We start from the raw sequence: 14,745 nt of genomic DNA on the forward strand, positions 1-14,745 counted from the left end.
GTAGCTGCTGCATCATTCATACCCCAGATTACTGCCTGGCATCTTCCGGGGAATAAAACGCTTGACTCTTCGCCCGACTAGTAGTTGTTTTTTAGGTGAGTTACTTCATCAAGCAGTCCAATGCAAGCAATTGATTATGAGCTAAGAATACTCGATGCTCATGTGTGCACTAAGTGTATAAGTACCCACTCACCACAAGGTTAAATCACAACAATAACTAAGAAAAAGCTTGCATTGGCAGAGCAAGCAACAATACCTTGGGTAACTCAACTGCTGCATCCACACTTGTTTTAAGTTGTCTTCTTACTGTAGCAGCTTCTAAAACAGGCTACAGCAGCCTGCCATAGCCGGCTGCCACTTACAGCACAACTCCTTCCTCTTCCACCCTTTCCACCTTATGACCTCCCGCCGTTCCTTCGTCAAGTCCGCCGCTCTTTTTTCTGCGGGGGTACTGACCTCACCTGCCCTCTTTGCCAAAGGCCAAACGGATATTGGCTTGCAGCTTTACACCCTGCGCGACGCCATGCAGAAAGACCCCATGGGCACACTGGCCCGCGTGGCCAAAATGGGTTATACCACGGTGGAAGGAGCTACTTACACCGGCAGCGGCTTGTTCTACGGCATGGCACCCGCGGCCTTTGCCAAAGAGCTGAAAAAGACGGGCCTTACCATGCCGAGCAGCCACTACCGGCTGGGCGAGGAGCTGTACGAAGGCAAAGTAACAGAAGGCACCATGCTGCACGGCTGGGACAAAGCCGTGGACGACGCCGCGCAAGTGGGCGTGAAATACATGGTGTGCGCCTACCTCTCAGAGTCTGAGCGGGGCAGCCTCGACCACTACAAGTACGTAGCCGACCAGCTCAATAAAGCCGGTGAGCGGTGCAAGAAAGCCGGCATCCAGCTCTGCTACCACAACCACGACTTCGAGTTTATGGCCCAGGATGGAAAGATGCCCTACGACTTGCTGCTGGCCACCGACAAGGAACTAGTGAAGATGGAGCTGGACCTGTACTGGGCCACTAAAGCTGGCCAGGACCCAGTGGCACTGTTCAAAAAACACCCCGGCCGGTTCCCGCTCTGGCATGTGAAGGACATGGACAAGACCCCGGCCCGCAACTTCACCGAAGTGGGTAACGGCTCCATCGACTTCAAGCGCATTTTCGCGCAGAGCAAGCTTTCGGGCCTGAAGTATTTCTTCGTGGAGCAGGACCAAACCCCCGGCTCTCCCTTCGACAGCATTCAGAAGAGCATCACGCATATCAAGCGGACGTTGGTGTAGTTCAGTTGTCAGTTGTGAGTTATGAGTTGCCAGTCTCCTGAAAACTCATAACTCACAACTGACAACTCATAACTGGCAACCGGCAACTGACAACTCATTCCTATCCCACCGTATTTCATGGAAAAGAACACATATGACGCCATCGTCATTGGCTCCGGCATTTCGGGCGGCATGGCGGCTAAAGAGCTGACCGAGAAAGGCCTGAAAACCATCATGCTGGAGCGGGGCGAAAACATAGAGCACATCAAAGACTACGTGAATGCCAATAAAAATCCCTGGGAGTTTCCGCACCGGGGTGGCAAAACGCAGCAGATGATCAAGGACTATCCGGTGCTCGGCCGCGACTATACCCTGAACGAAAGCAACCTGAATTACTGGGTCAACGAAAAGGAAAGCCCGTATAAGGAAGCCAAGCCTTTCGACTGGTTCCGGGGCTACCACGTGGGCGGCCGCTCTTTGATGTGGGGCCGGCAGTCGTACCGGCTGAGTGACTACGACTTCACGGCCAACGCCAAGGAAGGCATTGCCGTGGATTGGCCGATTCGCTACGAGGACTTGGCTCCGTGGTACAGCCGCGTAGAGAAGTTTGCCGGTATCAGTGGCTCACGTGAAAACCTACCCCAGCTGCCCGATGGCGACTTTATGCCGCCCATGGAAATGAACGTGGTGGAGAAAGACGTGGCGGCCCGCATCAAGAAAAACTACGAGCACCGCCGCATGATTATCGGGCGGACGGCCAACATCACCCAGCCGCACAACAACCGCGTGAACTGCCAGTACCGCAACAAGTGCTGGCTGGGTTGCCCATTCGGGGCGTATTTCAGCACGCAGTCGGCCTCGTTGCCGGCGGCTGTGGCTACCGGCAACCTCACGCTGCGGCCGTTTTCCATCGTCACCAAAATCCTCTACGACAAAGACACCAAGCGGGCCAAGGGCGTAGAAGTGCTGGACGCGGAAACCAACCAAACCTACGAGTACTACGCCAAGGTTATCTTCCTGAATGCCTCGGCGCTCAACTCGGCGTGGGTGCTCATGAACTCGGCTACCGACGTGTGGCCCGACGGACTGGGCAGCAGCAGCGGTGAGCTGGGCCACAACCTGATGGACCACCACTTCCGGGCCGGCGCGCACGGCGACATGCCCGGCTACGAAGACAAATACGTGTACGGCCGCCGCGCCAATGGCATTTACATTCCGCGCTACCGCAACCTGTTCGGCGACAAGCGCGACTACGTGCGAGGCTTCGGCTACCAGGGCAGCGCCGGCCGCGAAGGCTGGAGCCGCGACATTGCTGAAATGAGCATCGGCGGCGACTACAAAGACGCCCTGACCGAGCCCGGCAAGTGGACGATGGGCATCACCGGCTTCGGCGAAACCCTCCCTTACCACGACAACCGCACCTACCTTTCAAAAACCGAAAAGGATAAGTGGGGCCTGCCGATTCTGGTAATGGACGCCACCATCCGCGAGAACGAGCAGAAAATGCGCATCGATATGATGGAGGATGCCAAGGAAATGCTGGAAAAAGCCGGCCTCGAAAACGTGAAGACCTACAACAATGGCTACGTGTTGGGGGGCGGCATCCACGAAATGGGCACTGCCCGTATGGGCCGCGACCCGAAAACCTCGGTACTCAACAAGTTCAACCAGGTGTGGGACGCCCCGAACGTGTACGTAACCGACGGTGCGGCCATGACTTCGGCCGCCTGCCAGAACCCTTCGCTTACCTACATGGCCCTCACGGCCCGCGCCGTGGACCATGCCGTGAGCGAGTTAAAGAAACAGAACGTCTAATTTCACCGACCATGAATAGAAGAGACGCAATGGCCCGGGTGGCCCTCATCATGGGCGGTGCCCTCATCGGCGGCGACTATCTGCTGAGCGGCTGCACCACCGACACCGACAAGAAGAAGGAAACAACCAAAACGAAGTCGGCTGACAAGGCCCCGCCCAAGCTGGCTGAAGTATTGGACGCCAAGCAAATCAGCTTTATGAATGAGGTGGGCGAAACGATTTTGCCCGCCACCAAAACGCCCGGCGCCAAAGCCGCCGACGTGGGCAGCTTCATGGCCGTTATGGTGCGCGACTGCTACACGCCCAAGGATCAGAAGATCTTTGTAGAAGGCATTACCAAGCTCGACGAGGCCGCCAAGAAGCAGGGCGGCAAAGATTTCCTATCCTTGGATGCTGCCCAACGCACCAAGCTGCTTACCGCCCTCGACGCCGAGCAAAAGCAGTACAGCAAAACCAAAACGCTGGAGCAGCCCAACCACTATTTCCGCATGTTCAAGGAGCTGACGCTGCTCGGCTTCTTCACTTCCGAGCCAGGCGCCACCAAAGCCCTGCGCTACAACCCCGTACCCGGCAAGTACGACGGCGACGTACCCTATAAGAAGGGTGACCGGGCCTGGGCTACCACCTAATGGCGAACCTCACCCCTAACCCCTTCGCCGCTTGATGCGCGGAATAAAAGAGAGGGGAACTAGCTCTAGATTCTATTACAGGAAATTCTATTTCCAGAAAACTAGTAACTAGTCCCCCCTCTCCCCGAGGCTTCGCGCATTAAGCGAACCGGGGGCTAGGGGGTGAGGCCCCACGCCAGAACGACCAACCACAACACGTACCGCATGAAATTACGATTGGGCATGATTGGCGGGGGGCAAGGCTCCTTTATTGGGGCAGTGCATCGCATAGCGGCTTCCCTGGATGGCTTGTACGAGCTGGTAGCCGGTGCCTTCAGCAGCAACCCCGATACCTCCCGCGCCACCGGCCAAGAGCTTGGGCTGGCCCCCGACCGGGTGTATGCTTCTTACCAGGAGTTGGTGGAGCAGGAAGCCCAACGACCAGCCGAGGAGCGGGTGCAGGTTATCAGCATCGTGACGCCCAACCACCTGCACTTCGCGCCCGCCAAGCTGGCGCTGGAAAACGGCTTCGATGTGGTGCTGGACAAGCCCATAACGTTTTCGTTGGCCGAAGCGCAGGAGCTAGCCGCCGTGCTAAAGGCCACCGGCCGCAAGCTCTGTCTGACCCACACCTACACCGGCTACCCTATGCTCAAGGAGGCCCGCCATTTGGTAGCCGCCGGTGCCATTGGCACGGTGCGCAAAGTGTACGTGGAATACCCACAAGGCTGGTTAAGCACGCCCGAGGAAAGCGGCGAAAACAAGCAGGCCGCCTGGCGCACCGACCCTGCCCGTAGCGGCATAGCCGGCGCCATGGGTGACATTGGCACCCACGCTTTCAACCTGCTCGAATACGTAAGCGGCCTGCACGTCACGGAGCTGTGCGCCGATATCAACACCGTGGTACCCAACCGCCGCCTTGACGACGACGGCGCCGTGCTACTGAAGCTTGGTGACGGTGCCAGCGGCGTATTAGTAGCCACTCAAATAGCAGCCGGCGAGGAAAACAACCTGCGCCTGCGCATCTACGGTGAAAAAGGCGGCCTCGACTGGCAGCAAGCCGACGCTAACACGTTGCTGGTGAAGTGGCTGGACCGCCCCACCGAAGTGCGCCGCACCGGCGCGGCTTACCTCAGCGCCCCCGCCCGCCACAACAGCCGTATCCCGCCGGGCCACCCTGAGGGCTACTTAGAGGCCTTTGCCAACCTGTACCGCAACTTCGCCCTGACGTTGCTGGCGGAGCAGGGCGGCCCCCCGGCCCCACCCGAAGCCCAGGATTACCCTGGCATCGAGGAAGGATTGCGGGGCATGGCCTTCATTGAAAACGTTATTGCCTCGGGCCGCTCCGAGCAAAAGTGGACTAGGTTTAGCTGTTAGCTATTAGCTGCTGGCTGTTGGCTTCTTCTTAGTTAAACAGCCAGCAACAGCTAATAGCTAACAGCCAACAGCTAATAGCTAACTCATGAAAACCATCAAAGGACCGGGTATCTTTCTGGCGCAATTCATCGGCGAGGAAGCCCCCTTCAACAGCCTGGACAGCATCTGCGCCTGGGCAAAGGGCTTGGGTTACAAAGGCGTACAAATACCAACCACCGACAGCCGCTTTATCGACCTTAAGCTGGCCGCCGAAAGCCAAACCTACGCCGACGAGCTGAAAGGCAAAGTGCAGGCGGCCGGCCTGGAAATCACCGAGTTGTCCACCCATTTGCAGGGGCAGCTGGTGGCTGTGAATCCGGTGTATGACCAGCTGTTTGATGGCTTTGCCCCCGAAGCCGTGCGCGGCAACCCGGTAGCCCGCCAGCAGTGGGCGGTGCAGCAGCTTACGTACGCGGCCAAAGCCTCGCGGCGGCTGGGACTTACGGCGCATGCTACGTTCAGTGGAGCCCTGCTTTGGCCCATGATGTACCCGTGGCCGCAGCGTCCGGCGGGGCTGGTTGACGACGGGTTTGCCGAGCTGGGCCGCCGCTGGCGGCCTATCCTGGATGAGTTTGACGCCTGCGGGGTGGACTTGTGCTACGAAATCCATGCCGGCGAAGACCTGCACGACGGCATCAGCTACGAGCGGTTTCTCACCGAAGTAAATGACCACCCACGCGCCTGCTTGCTCTACGACCCTTCGCACTTCGTGCTGCAATGCCTGGATTACCTGGCGTACATCGACATTTATCACGAGCGGATTCGGGCGTTTCACGTCAAAGATGCCGAGTTCAACCCTACCGGGCGGCAGGGTGTGTACGGCGGCTACCAAGACTGGGTGAACCGCGCCGGCCGTTTTCGTTCCCTGGGGGATGGGCAGGTTGATTTCAAAGCTATTTTCAGCAAAATGGCGCAGTACGACTACCCCGGCTGGGCCGTGCTGGAGTGGGAATGCGCCCTCAAACACCCCGAAGACGGCGCCCGCGAAGGTGCGCCCTTCATCGAAAACCATATTATCCACGTCACGGAGAAGGCCTTCGATGATTTTGCCGCTTCCGGCATCGACAAGTCTTTCAACCAGAAGATCCTCGGTATTTAATTTCCTCCCTTTCCCATGAAAAAGGCTTTCTTACTCCTGCTGTGCGGGCCCCTGCTCTTCTCCTGCGGCTCCGACTCCGACAACAAAAAGGTGAAAGAAGAATACACCCTGGCCGAGGCAACCGAGCCGCCCCAGGACAGCGTCACGAACTCCAACCTCAGCGCCGTAGCCCGGCAGCCGCAGGTGGATACCAACGCCACCAAAATCGGCACGACACCGGTGGGTACTCCCTCGGAAGCCGGGGCCAAGCTGATTGCCGCCTCCGACTGCGCCAGCTGCCACCGCGAAAACGAAAAGCTGATTGGCCCGGCTTACCAGGATGTTGCCAAGAAATACCCCAATACCGTCGCCAACGTGAATATGCTGGCCAAGAAAATCATCACCGGCGGCAAAGGCAACTGGGGCGAAATTCCGATGACGCCCCACCCCGCCCTCTCCGAAAAAGACACCCAGGAAATGGCTCGCTACATCCTGGCGCTGAAGTAGCATCTCCTGTCATTCCGACGCAGGAGGAATCTGAGTTAAGCTGCAAAACGATTTTTCTCAGATTCCTCCTGCGTCGGAATGACAGCTAACCAATTCTTACACCCACCTACCCCAACCCCACCTGCCGTATGACTGCTTCTATCCGTATCAAGCTGTCTATCATGATGTTCCTGGAGTTTTTCATCTGGGGCGCGTGGTTCGTGACGCTGGGCACGTACCTGCTGCGCAACCTGGGCGCCTCGGGCACCCAAGTGGGCGTGGCCTTCCTGACGCAGTCCATCGGGGCCATTGTAGCGCCCTTCATCATCGGGCTGATTGCCGACCGTTTTTTCTCGGCGCAGAAGATACTGGGGGTGCTGCACCTGGCGGGGGCGCTGCTGCTCTGGCGGGCTTCTTCGGCCCCGGATTTTGGCAGTTTCTACCCCAACATCCTCACCTACATGGTGCTGTATATGCCCACGCTGGCGCTGGTTAACTCCATCAGTTTCCGGCAGATGCAGAATCCGCAGAAGGAGTTTGCCCCTATCCGGGTGCTGGGCACGCTGGGCTGGATTGTAGCGGGCCTCACCATCGGCTGGCTGAACTGGGAGCAAACCAACAGTCTGCAAGCCACCTTCCTGATGGCGGCCGGCGCGTCGGCGCTGCTGGGCGTATTCAGCTTCACGCTACCCGCCACGCCACCCGTTAAGCAAGGCGCCCAAACCTCAATTGGCGACTTGTTGGGCCTCGATGCCATTGGTTTGCTGCGCAACCGCTCCTACCTGATTTTCTTCCTGGCTTCCATTGCCATCTGCATTCCGCTGGCGTTCTACTACGGTTTCACCAACCCCTTTCTCAACGAAGTCGGCATGAAATCGGCCGCGGGTGTGCAGAGCTTGGGGCAGGTATCGGAGCTGCTGTTCATGCTGGCTATTCCGCTGTTCTTCAGTAAGCTGGGCGTGAAGAAAATGCTGGCTATTGGTATGGCGGCCTGGGTGTTGCGCTACGTGTTCTTCGCCTACGGAAACGGGGAAAACAACTACTGGATGCTGATTGCCGGCATTGTGCTGCACGGCGTCTGCTACGACTTCTTCTTCGTAACGGGCCAGATTTACACCGACAACCTGGCCGGGGAACGGTTCAAAAGCTCGGCCCAGGGCTTCATCACGCTGGCTACCTACGGCGTGGGTATGCTGATTGGCACGCTGCTGTCGGGCCGTATTTTTGATGCCTACCAAACCACCCCCACCACCCACGACTGGCGCATGATCTGGCTGATTCCGGCCGGTATTGCGGTAGCAGTGCTACTGGCGTTCCTGGCGTTTTTCCGCGACCAGAAAGAGCCGCAAGCCGCGCCGGCCGAAGCGCTTCAGGACCCAGCCACTCCTTTATCACAAGCTATCTGAGTAGTAAGAATTGAGTAGTAAGTAATAAGACAACGCGGATAGATTTCTAAGCCAACTATAGAATCTTAAGCTAGCTACTTATTACTTTGATTTTACTACCTACATCTTTCACATGACAAATTGGAATCGTCGGTCGGCCTTGAAGGGCATGGTAACGGGAGCCGTAGCGGCCACCACGCTAGGCGTATCGGCAGCAAGTGCTGCCGATGAAACACAAGCAACTCGCACTATGCCGTTGAAAAACAATATCAAACAATCGGTGTGCCGCTGGTGCTTCGGGAAAATGTCGGTGGAGGAACTATGCGTTGCCGCCAAAGCCATGGGCCTTAAAGGCATCGACTTGGTAGGCCCGGCTGATTGGCCCACGCTTAAAAAGCACGGCCTGGATTCGCCCATGTGCAACGGTGCCGAAATCAACCTCACTGACGGATTCAATGACCCCAGGTTCCACGCGCAGCTGCAAAAGCAGTACGCCGACATGATTCCGAAGGTGGCCCAGGCCGGCTACACCAACCTGATTTGCTTTAGCGGTAGCCGCCGGGGCATGTCGGACGAAACCGGCTGGAAAAACTGTGTGGATGGTCTGAAGCCGCTTATGCCGCTGGCCGCCAAGCACAAGGTAGTGCTGGTAATGGAACTGCTCAACAGCAAAATCGACCACAAAGACTACCAGTGCGACCGGACGTGGTGGGGCGCGGAACTAGCCAAAAAACTCGGCTCCGAGAACTTCAAGCTCCTCTACGACATCTACCACATGCAGATTGACGAGGGCGACGTTATCCGTAACATCACCGAATATCACCCCTACATTGCGCACTACCACACCGCCGGCGTACCGGGCCGCCACGAGCTAGACGACGCCCAGGAGCTGAACTACCCCGCTATTATGCGGGCCATTGTAAAAACCGGCTTCAAAGGCTTCGTGGCCCAGGAGTTCATTCCGCGCCAAGCCGACGGCCTAGCCTCGTTGCGCCAAGCCGTGCAACTCTGCGACGTATAGGCTTGGCCTGTACCGCTTCCCTTTTCTTCGCCTACTAGCTTCGTTCCCACCATGAAATCCGCTGTCTTTGCTCTTTCCTCGCTCCTAAGCTTTTCTGCCATGGCGCAAACCCCACAAACCGGCAAACCCGAGGATACGGAGGTCTGGAAGCCCGTGCCGAAAGTGGTAACGGCCACCGGCGTTTTCACCCCGCCGCCCTCTGATGCGGTGGTGCTTTTCAACGGCAAAGACCTCAGCCAGTGGGTATCGGTGGAGGACCGCAACAAGCCGGCCGGCTGGAAAGTGGCCAACGGGCTACTGACCGTGGACAAGAAAACCGGCAACATCGAAACCAAGCAGAAATTCACCAACTACCAGCTGCACCTGGAGTGGCGGGTGCCAGCTACCATTGCAGGCACCGGGCAGGTGCGCGGCAACAGCGGCGTGTTTCTGGCCTCGCTCGGTAAAGGCGACTTAGGTTACGAGCTCCAGATTCTGGACTCTTACCAGAACGCCACCTACGTGAACGGCATGGCCGGCAGCATCTACAAGCAGTTCATTCCGCTGGCCAACCCCACCCAGAAGCCCGGCCAATGGCAGTCATACGACGTGGCCTGGACTGCTCCCACCTTCAACGCCGACGGCACCCTGCTGACTCCGGCCCGCGTCACGGTGTTTTTCAACGGCGTATTGGTACAGAACAACACCCAACTAAAAGGTGCTACCGTGTATATCGGCCAGCCCAGCTACCAGACGCACGGCCCCTCCCCCATTAAGCTCCAGTCGCACGGCGACCCAAGTGAGCCCATCAGCTTCCGCAACATCTGGGTGCGGGAGTTGTAGTCCGTGCAAGCTTCGCCCTGGCTGAAAAACAACCTTGAAGCAGCCTTGTATAAGCATGGCCCCACCAGCATACGCTGATGGGGCCATCTTTTTTAAATAAGACCGTGCGTACTTTATTCGGTGCCGGTGCGCAGGAGGCGGGCTACCTGTTGCCCATCGGCGGAGCGGGCTAGGTATAAGCCAGCAGGCACTTGCGGGCCGGGCAGCCACACAACCTCTCCTAAAACCGAACTGCGTAGCTCGGCCACCTGCCGCACAAGCTGGTCGAATATCATCACGGTTTGTACGCCTAGCTGAGTTAACCAGAAACTTACCTTGCTCCAGAAAGGTGTGGGCACAGCTGCCAGTGCAGCCACGTTCTGGGCAGTCTTAGTGGGCAGGGCGGTGTTGGCGTCCGTAGCTAATTAGGTCGGTTAACCAACTCTTGCCCCCAGCGCCCAGATTATGCCCTTACGGCGCATTTCCCAAACCTGAGCAGCCAACTGTACAACTGCTTTACTTGTGAGCAGCATGTTAGTTATCCATTTCAGGGAAACAATAGGAAAGACCCAGCACAAAAAAGCCTCGTCTACAAGTTGCAGACGAGGCTTTTGGTGATCCCGCTGGGATTCGAACCCAGGACCCATACATTAAAAGTGTATTGCTCTACCAGCTGAGCTACAGAATCAGTTACTTTGCAATCAAACGTGCTCTGATTTGCTAATGGTGGCACAAAAGTAGCCGGCTGCCCTGTACACTCCAAACGTTTTGCTAAAAAAGCCTTTTCTTTTTTTCTTGGTTTGGCTGGGCCTTTCTCAACTAGCTACCGCCCAAAAAGTTAGCCCCGACCTACTCCGTGCCGATTCAGCCTTCGATGCCGGTGCTTACCAGCAGGCCTATCGCCAATATCGAAAGTTGGTACGGCAAGAAGCCGTAGCATCGCCGCGAGTATTGGTACGCATGGCCTACGTGCAGGAAGGGTTAGGCCATTATCCGGCCGCGCTTTATTACTTAAGCATGGCGTTGGCCCGGCAACCTCGGCTGGCCACCTGGCGCAAAATGGCCGATTTGGCCCGCACCCAACGCCTCACTGGTTACCCCGAAACCTGGCGACAAGATTTACAGCTTACGTTTCGGCGCTACTACTACCTGGGGTTGCAGGGGCTGCTGCTTGGGGCCGTGGTAGGTGGTACTCTGCTGGTGGTGCGGCGGCAACGGGTACAGCGCGGGTGGTGGGTGACGTACGGAGTGTATTTGCTGCTCACAGGGGTGTACCTCAACCTGCTTGGTACCGAACGCGCGGCCTTGGTCGTGCGGCCACGGGCGGCTCTCATGGCTGGCCCCAGCGCAGGCGCGGCCTGGCTCACTACCACCACCGCCGGCGACCGGCTTGTGGTGCAGGGCCAGCAGGATACGTGGTACCAGGTGCAATGGCAGGGCCAGGAAGCGTATATCCGCACCCACGATGTATTGGTAGTGGAATAGGTGACAGGGGCTGTACGCTGGTTCCTTTTACGTGCTGCCTGTCACCTACTTTCTACCTTCTATAGCTTATTATACTTCGAAATCCTTTTCCTCTTTGCGGAAGTGGCTCAGCACTAGCTTATCGGTTAGGCCGGGGAGCCATTTGTTGAGGAACACCGTGAGCTTACCTTGCCCAGTCAGCACCAAGTCGCGGCGGCGGCGGCGGACGGCTTCCAGGATGTAACCAGCCACTTCTTCGCTGCTCATCATCTTCTGCTCGTTGCGCGGCGACTCACCCTGGGCCGAGCCGTCAGCGGCTAGAGCCACCTGCCGGATGTTGGATGCGGTGAAGCCGGGGCAGGCTAATAACACGTGCACCCCCTGGGGCAGTAGTTCGGTACGAAGGGCTTCCAGGAAACCGTGCATAGCAAACTTAGAGGCCGAGTAGCCCGTGCGGCCGGGCAGCCCCCGATAGCCGGCAATACTGCTGATGCCCACTACCGAGCCTTTGCTGGCCAACAGATGGGGCAGCGCAAACTTGGTGGTGTACACGGTGCCAAAGAAATTGGTTTGCATCAGGCGCTCAATCACACTCAGGTCTACGTCTTGAAACCGGGCGCGCATGCTGATGCCTGCATTGTTGAGCAGTACATCCAGCCGTCCAAACGCCTTGATAGTTTCCGCTACAGCCCGTTCCGAATCGGCGGCAACTCCTACGTCGGCGCGGACGGTGTGGCACCGAATGTTGAGGCGGGTTAGGTGCTGAGCCGTTTCTTGAAGTCGGGCTTCGTCGCGGCCCGTTACCACTACCCGTGCGCCGGCCTGCCCAAAGGCTACCGCACAGGCACGGCCAATACCGGAAGTACCCCCGGTGATGAGAACTACGTTGTCTTTCATGCCAAACAAGGAATTAAGTGCCTTCCCACAGGAGCGCCAACAAAACTACCGATTCCGTAATTGGTCGTCGGTATTTGGTACAGGTTGGTCGATAAATTCCTTATCATAATTAATCCACTCATATATTGTATTTTCTATGTAGAAACCTGCATTTTGTCGCCGCAATGTTGCTACATTGAGCGTCCTCTTTTTGCCCTTCTCACTATTGCATTTTATGATTCAACTTCTACCTACTCGGCGCTATGCGGCAAACCTCCGGCTGGGCGCTTTTTTGCTATTTGTGGGCTGGCTGCTAGCCCCACTGGCGGGCTGGGCGCAATGCCCACCAGCTACCAGTGCCTGCACGCCCGGCTCGGCGCCTAGCGCCAGCCTTCCCTTCGGAATGGGCATTCTGAACGTAACGCTGGGCACAATCAACAACTCTACGGCGGGCGTACAGGATGGCTACCGGGACTACGCCTGCACCCTGGGCACCACGCTCACGGTAGGCCAGAACTACCCCATCAGCATCCGGACCAATGCCAATGCCGACGAGACGGTGCGGGTGTGGCTGGATTTGAATAATGACGGTACCCTGAACCCCACCACCGAACTGATTTTCTCCTCGAATTCCACCCGGCTGCACACCGGTACTATCTCGCTGCCGGCGGGCACCGTACTAGGTACTCGCCTGCGGTTGCGGGTGGCCGCCGACTGGGAAAACTCGCCGGTGCCAACGCCTTGCTCCACTCCACAATACTCCCAAACCGAGGACTATTCGGTAACGGTAGCAGCAAATACCGCGGCCCCCATTGCCGAATTTGTGGCCGACCAGACGCTCACCTGCTCGGGCTGCGTGCAGTTCACCGACCAGTCGCAGAACGCGCCAACCAGCTGGCTCTGGAACTTCGGCGACAACACCACCAGCACTCTGCGCAACCCCAACCACTGCTACACCACAGCCGGCACCTACACCGTTACGCTAACGGCCACCAACACGATAGGCGCCAACGTGCGGACCCGCACCAACTACATTGTGTATAACAACGTGGTGCCGGTAGCCGCCACTTGCTCGCCGAACACGGCGGCCTATTGCTGCGACTATGGTATCACGCGAGTTGCGCTGGGTACTATTGCCAAAACCTCGCTGAATGGGCAGGCAGGCTACGAGGACTTCACTTGCGGCAGCCGCACCCAAATAACTGAGGGCCAGGCCACTGCTATCAGCATCACTACGGGCGGCACCACCGCCCACGATACCCGCGTGTGGCTGGATTTAAACAACGATGGGGCCTTCACGGCCAACGAGCTACTGTACACGGCCTTGAACCGCGCTAGCCCCTCGGGCACGCTTACCGTACCAGGCTCGGCCTTGAAAAACGTGCCGTTGCGCCTGCGGGTACTCGCCGATTTTGTGGGTGGCACGAGCAGCCCTTGCACCAGCCCGCAGCTCGGGCAGATTGAAGACTACACCGTAACAGTGCAACAGAATACCAACCCGCCGGTAGCCGCCTTCACTTCTACTTATGTGCTGGGTGAGTGCCAGAATCCGGTGCAATTCACTGATCAAAGCACCAATGCCCCCACCAGCTGGCTCTGGAACTTTGGGGATGGGTTTACCAGCACCCAGCAGAATCCTTCGCACCAATATTCCACGGCGGGGGTATTCAACGTGACACTTACCGCCACCAACGCCTTCGGTAACAACGTGGTAACGCGCAACGGCTATGTGGCTCTGATGCAACCTTGCGTAACGTATTGCGCGGCTACCGGCACCACGCCCAACATCTGGCTGACCAACGTGGCCGTTCGGCGCGGCACCCTCACCGACCTCAACAACACCAGCACAGCTTCGGCGGCGGGTTATGGCAACTACGTTAATCAGGTGGTGAACTTATACCAGGGCCAGAACACGCAGCTCAGTGCCACCGTGAATGCCAACTTCCAGCACATATTGTGGGCCTGGATTGACTGGAACCGCAACGGCACTTTCGAAACCAGTGAGCAGGTGATGAACAGTATCACCACCGCAACGGTGCTGACCTCCTCCATTGCAGTGCCTACTTCCGTAAACAGCCGGGGCTTTACGAGGATGCGGGTAATGGTGCGGCTCAACAACCTGCCCACGCCCACGGCCTGCCAAATCAACCAGGCAAATTCGGAAACCGAAGACTACTCGGTGCTGGTGAATGCCCCGCTGAGCACAGCCGAAGCCCGCAGTCTGCCGGGCCTGACGGTTTTTCCGAACCCCACAATTGATGGCCACGTGCGCCTCCGCCTGCCCGACCCTGCCGCGGCCGGTACGTATGCCGTGCGCGTTGATAACGTGGTGGGCGCTGAAGTACGGCGCGCGGCCGTGCGCCTGAGTCCCAGCCAAGATGCCGAACTCGACCTGTCGGGGCTGCCCCACGGCTTGTACCTAGTGCGCCTGCAAGCCGCCGACGGCACCGTGGCCGTGCGCCGCGTGGAAATCAGATGATATGCTGATTGATGATGTGTTGATGTGTGGATTGATAGTGTACGGATTTGAGGTAGCC

The 14,745-nt window shown here is 57.8% G+C and carries 13 protein-coding genes and 1 tRNA gene; 11 read left to right on the plus strand and 3 right to left on the minus strand.

Features of this window, described 5'->3' with window-relative positions:
• Positions 1–397: 397 nt before the first annotated feature.
• The 9 genes from J0X19_RS16395 (at position 398) to J0X19_RS16435 (ending at position 9,889) form a co-directional block, all read left to right on the plus strand.
• Positions 398–1,279: a sugar phosphate isomerase/epimerase family protein gene (locus tag J0X19_RS16395; protein ID WP_206985507.1), complete on the plus strand. Its 882-nt coding sequence runs from the start codon at positions 398–400 to the stop codon at positions 1,277–1,279.
• Between the two features lie 117 nt (positions 1,280–1,396).
• Positions 1,397–3,073 (plus strand): GMC oxidoreductase, encoded by a 1,677-nt coding sequence (locus tag J0X19_RS16400; RefSeq protein ID WP_206985508.1) that lies wholly within the window; start codon positions 1,397–1,399, stop codon positions 3,071–3,073.
• An 11-nt stretch (positions 3,074–3,084) separates the two neighbouring features.
• Positions 3,085–3,702 carry a gluconate 2-dehydrogenase subunit 3 family protein gene (locus J0X19_RS16405; protein ID WP_206985509.1) on the plus strand — a complete coding sequence of 206 codons (618 nt, stop codon included), beginning with the start codon at positions 3,085–3,087 and terminating at the stop codon, positions 3,700–3,702.
• Positions 3,703–3,906: 204 nt separating this feature from the next.
• The gene (locus J0X19_RS16410) at positions 3,907–5,058 is read left to right on the plus strand and encodes a Gfo/Idh/MocA family protein (RefSeq protein ID WP_206985510.1); all 1,152 of its coding nucleotides are present in this window, start codon (positions 3,907–3,909) and stop codon (positions 5,056–5,058) included.
• 85 nt (positions 5,059–5,143) lie between these two features.
• Positions 5,144–6,196 (plus strand): sugar phosphate isomerase/epimerase family protein, encoded by a 1,053-nt coding sequence (locus J0X19_RS16415; protein WP_206985511.1) that lies wholly within the window; start codon positions 5,144–5,146, stop codon positions 6,194–6,196.
• A gap of 15 nt (positions 6,197–6,211) precedes the next feature.
• Positions 6,212–6,682 (plus strand): c-type cytochrome, encoded by a 471-nt coding sequence (locus J0X19_RS16420; protein WP_206985512.1) that lies wholly within the window; start codon positions 6,212–6,214, stop codon positions 6,680–6,682.
• A 128-nt stretch (positions 6,683–6,810) separates the two neighbouring features.
• Positions 6,811–8,067 (plus strand): nucleoside permease, encoded by a 1,257-nt coding sequence (locus tag J0X19_RS16425; RefSeq protein ID WP_206985513.1) that lies wholly within the window; start codon positions 6,811–6,813, stop codon positions 8,065–8,067.
• Between the two features lie 112 nt (positions 8,068–8,179).
• A complete protein-coding gene (locus J0X19_RS16430; RefSeq protein WP_206985514.1) occupies positions 8,180–9,067 on the plus strand; it encodes a hydroxypyruvate isomerase family protein in 888 nt (295 codons plus the stop codon).
• Positions 9,068–9,166: 99 nt separating this feature from the next.
• Positions 9,167–9,889, plus strand: a complete 723-nt coding sequence (locus J0X19_RS16435) for a 3-keto-disaccharide hydrolase (protein ID WP_242582837.1) — start codon at positions 9,167–9,169, stop codon at positions 9,887–9,889.
• A gap of 113 nt (positions 9,890–10,002) precedes the next feature.
• Here the strand turns inward: J0X19_RS16435 and J0X19_RS16440 are convergent, their stop codons facing one another.
• Complete coding sequence (locus J0X19_RS16440) at positions 10,003–10,227, minus strand: hypothetical protein (protein ID WP_206985516.1); 225 nt, start codon at positions 10,225–10,227, stop codon at positions 10,003–10,005.
• Positions 10,228–10,480: 253 nt separating this feature from the next.
• A tRNA-Lys gene (locus J0X19_RS16445) sits at positions 10,481–10,556 on the minus strand.
• A 227-nt stretch (positions 10,557–10,783) separates the two neighbouring features.
• Between J0X19_RS16445 and J0X19_RS16450 the strand changes: the two genes are divergently transcribed.
• Positions 10,784–11,353 carry an SH3 domain-containing protein gene (locus J0X19_RS16450; RefSeq protein ID WP_206985517.1) on the plus strand — a complete coding sequence of 190 codons (570 nt, stop codon included), beginning with the start codon at positions 10,784–10,786 and terminating at the stop codon, positions 11,351–11,353.
• 69 nt (positions 11,354–11,422) lie between these two features.
• Here the strand turns inward: J0X19_RS16450 and J0X19_RS16455 are convergent, their stop codons facing one another.
• Positions 11,423–12,229: an SDR family oxidoreductase gene (locus tag J0X19_RS16455; protein ID WP_206985518.1), complete on the minus strand. Its 807-nt coding sequence runs from the start codon at positions 12,227–12,229 to the stop codon at positions 11,423–11,425.
• Positions 12,230–12,443: 214 nt separating this feature from the next.
• Between J0X19_RS16455 and J0X19_RS25150 the strand changes: the two genes are divergently transcribed.
• On the plus strand, positions 12,444–14,687 hold the full coding sequence (locus J0X19_RS25150; RefSeq protein WP_206985519.1) for a GEVED domain-containing protein: 2,244 nt from the start codon (positions 12,444–12,446) through the stop codon (positions 14,685–14,687).
• Positions 14,688–14,745: the final 58 nt, after the last annotated feature.

This window comes from Hymenobacter telluris, assembly GCF_017313265.1.
Taxonomy (GTDB): Bacteria; Bacteroidota; Bacteroidia; order Cytophagales; family Hymenobacteraceae; genus Hymenobacter; species Hymenobacter telluris.

Bases quoted from the DNA above. Each gene is read 5' to 3' on its own strand.
- J0X19_RS16395 (WP_206985507.1), top strand. From the start codon at position 398: ATGACCTCCCGCCGTTCCTTCGTCAAGTCCGCCGCTCTTTTTTCTGCG.
- J0X19_RS16400 (WP_206985508.1), top strand. From the start codon at position 1,397: ATGGAAAAGAACACATATGACGCCATCGTCATTGGCTCCGGCATTTCG.
- J0X19_RS16405 (WP_206985509.1), top strand. From the start codon at position 3,085: ATGAATAGAAGAGACGCAATGGCCCGGGTGGCCCTCATCATGGGCGGT.
- J0X19_RS16410 (WP_206985510.1), top strand. From the start codon at position 3,907: ATGAAATTACGATTGGGCATGATTGGCGGGGGGCAAGGCTCCTTTATT.
- J0X19_RS16415 (WP_206985511.1), top strand. From the start codon at position 5,144: ATGAAAACCATCAAAGGACCGGGTATCTTTCTGGCGCAATTCATCGGC.
- J0X19_RS16420 (WP_206985512.1), top strand. From the start codon at position 6,212: ATGAAAAAGGCTTTCTTACTCCTGCTGTGCGGGCCCCTGCTCTTCTCC.
- J0X19_RS16425 (WP_206985513.1), top strand. From the start codon at position 6,811: ATGACTGCTTCTATCCGTATCAAGCTGTCTATCATGATGTTCCTGGAG.
- J0X19_RS16430 (WP_206985514.1), top strand. From the start codon at position 8,180: ATGACAAATTGGAATCGTCGGTCGGCCTTGAAGGGCATGGTAACGGGA.
- J0X19_RS16435 (WP_242582837.1), top strand. From the start codon at position 9,167: ATGGCGCAAACCCCACAAACCGGCAAACCCGAGGATACGGAGGTCTGG.
- J0X19_RS16455 (WP_206985518.1), bottom strand. From the start codon at position 12,229: ATGAAAGACAACGTAGTTCTCATCACCGGGGGTACTTCCGGTATTGGC.
- J0X19_RS25150 (WP_206985519.1), top strand. From the start codon at position 12,444: ATGATTCAACTTCTACCTACTCGGCGCTATGCGGCAAACCTCCGGCTG.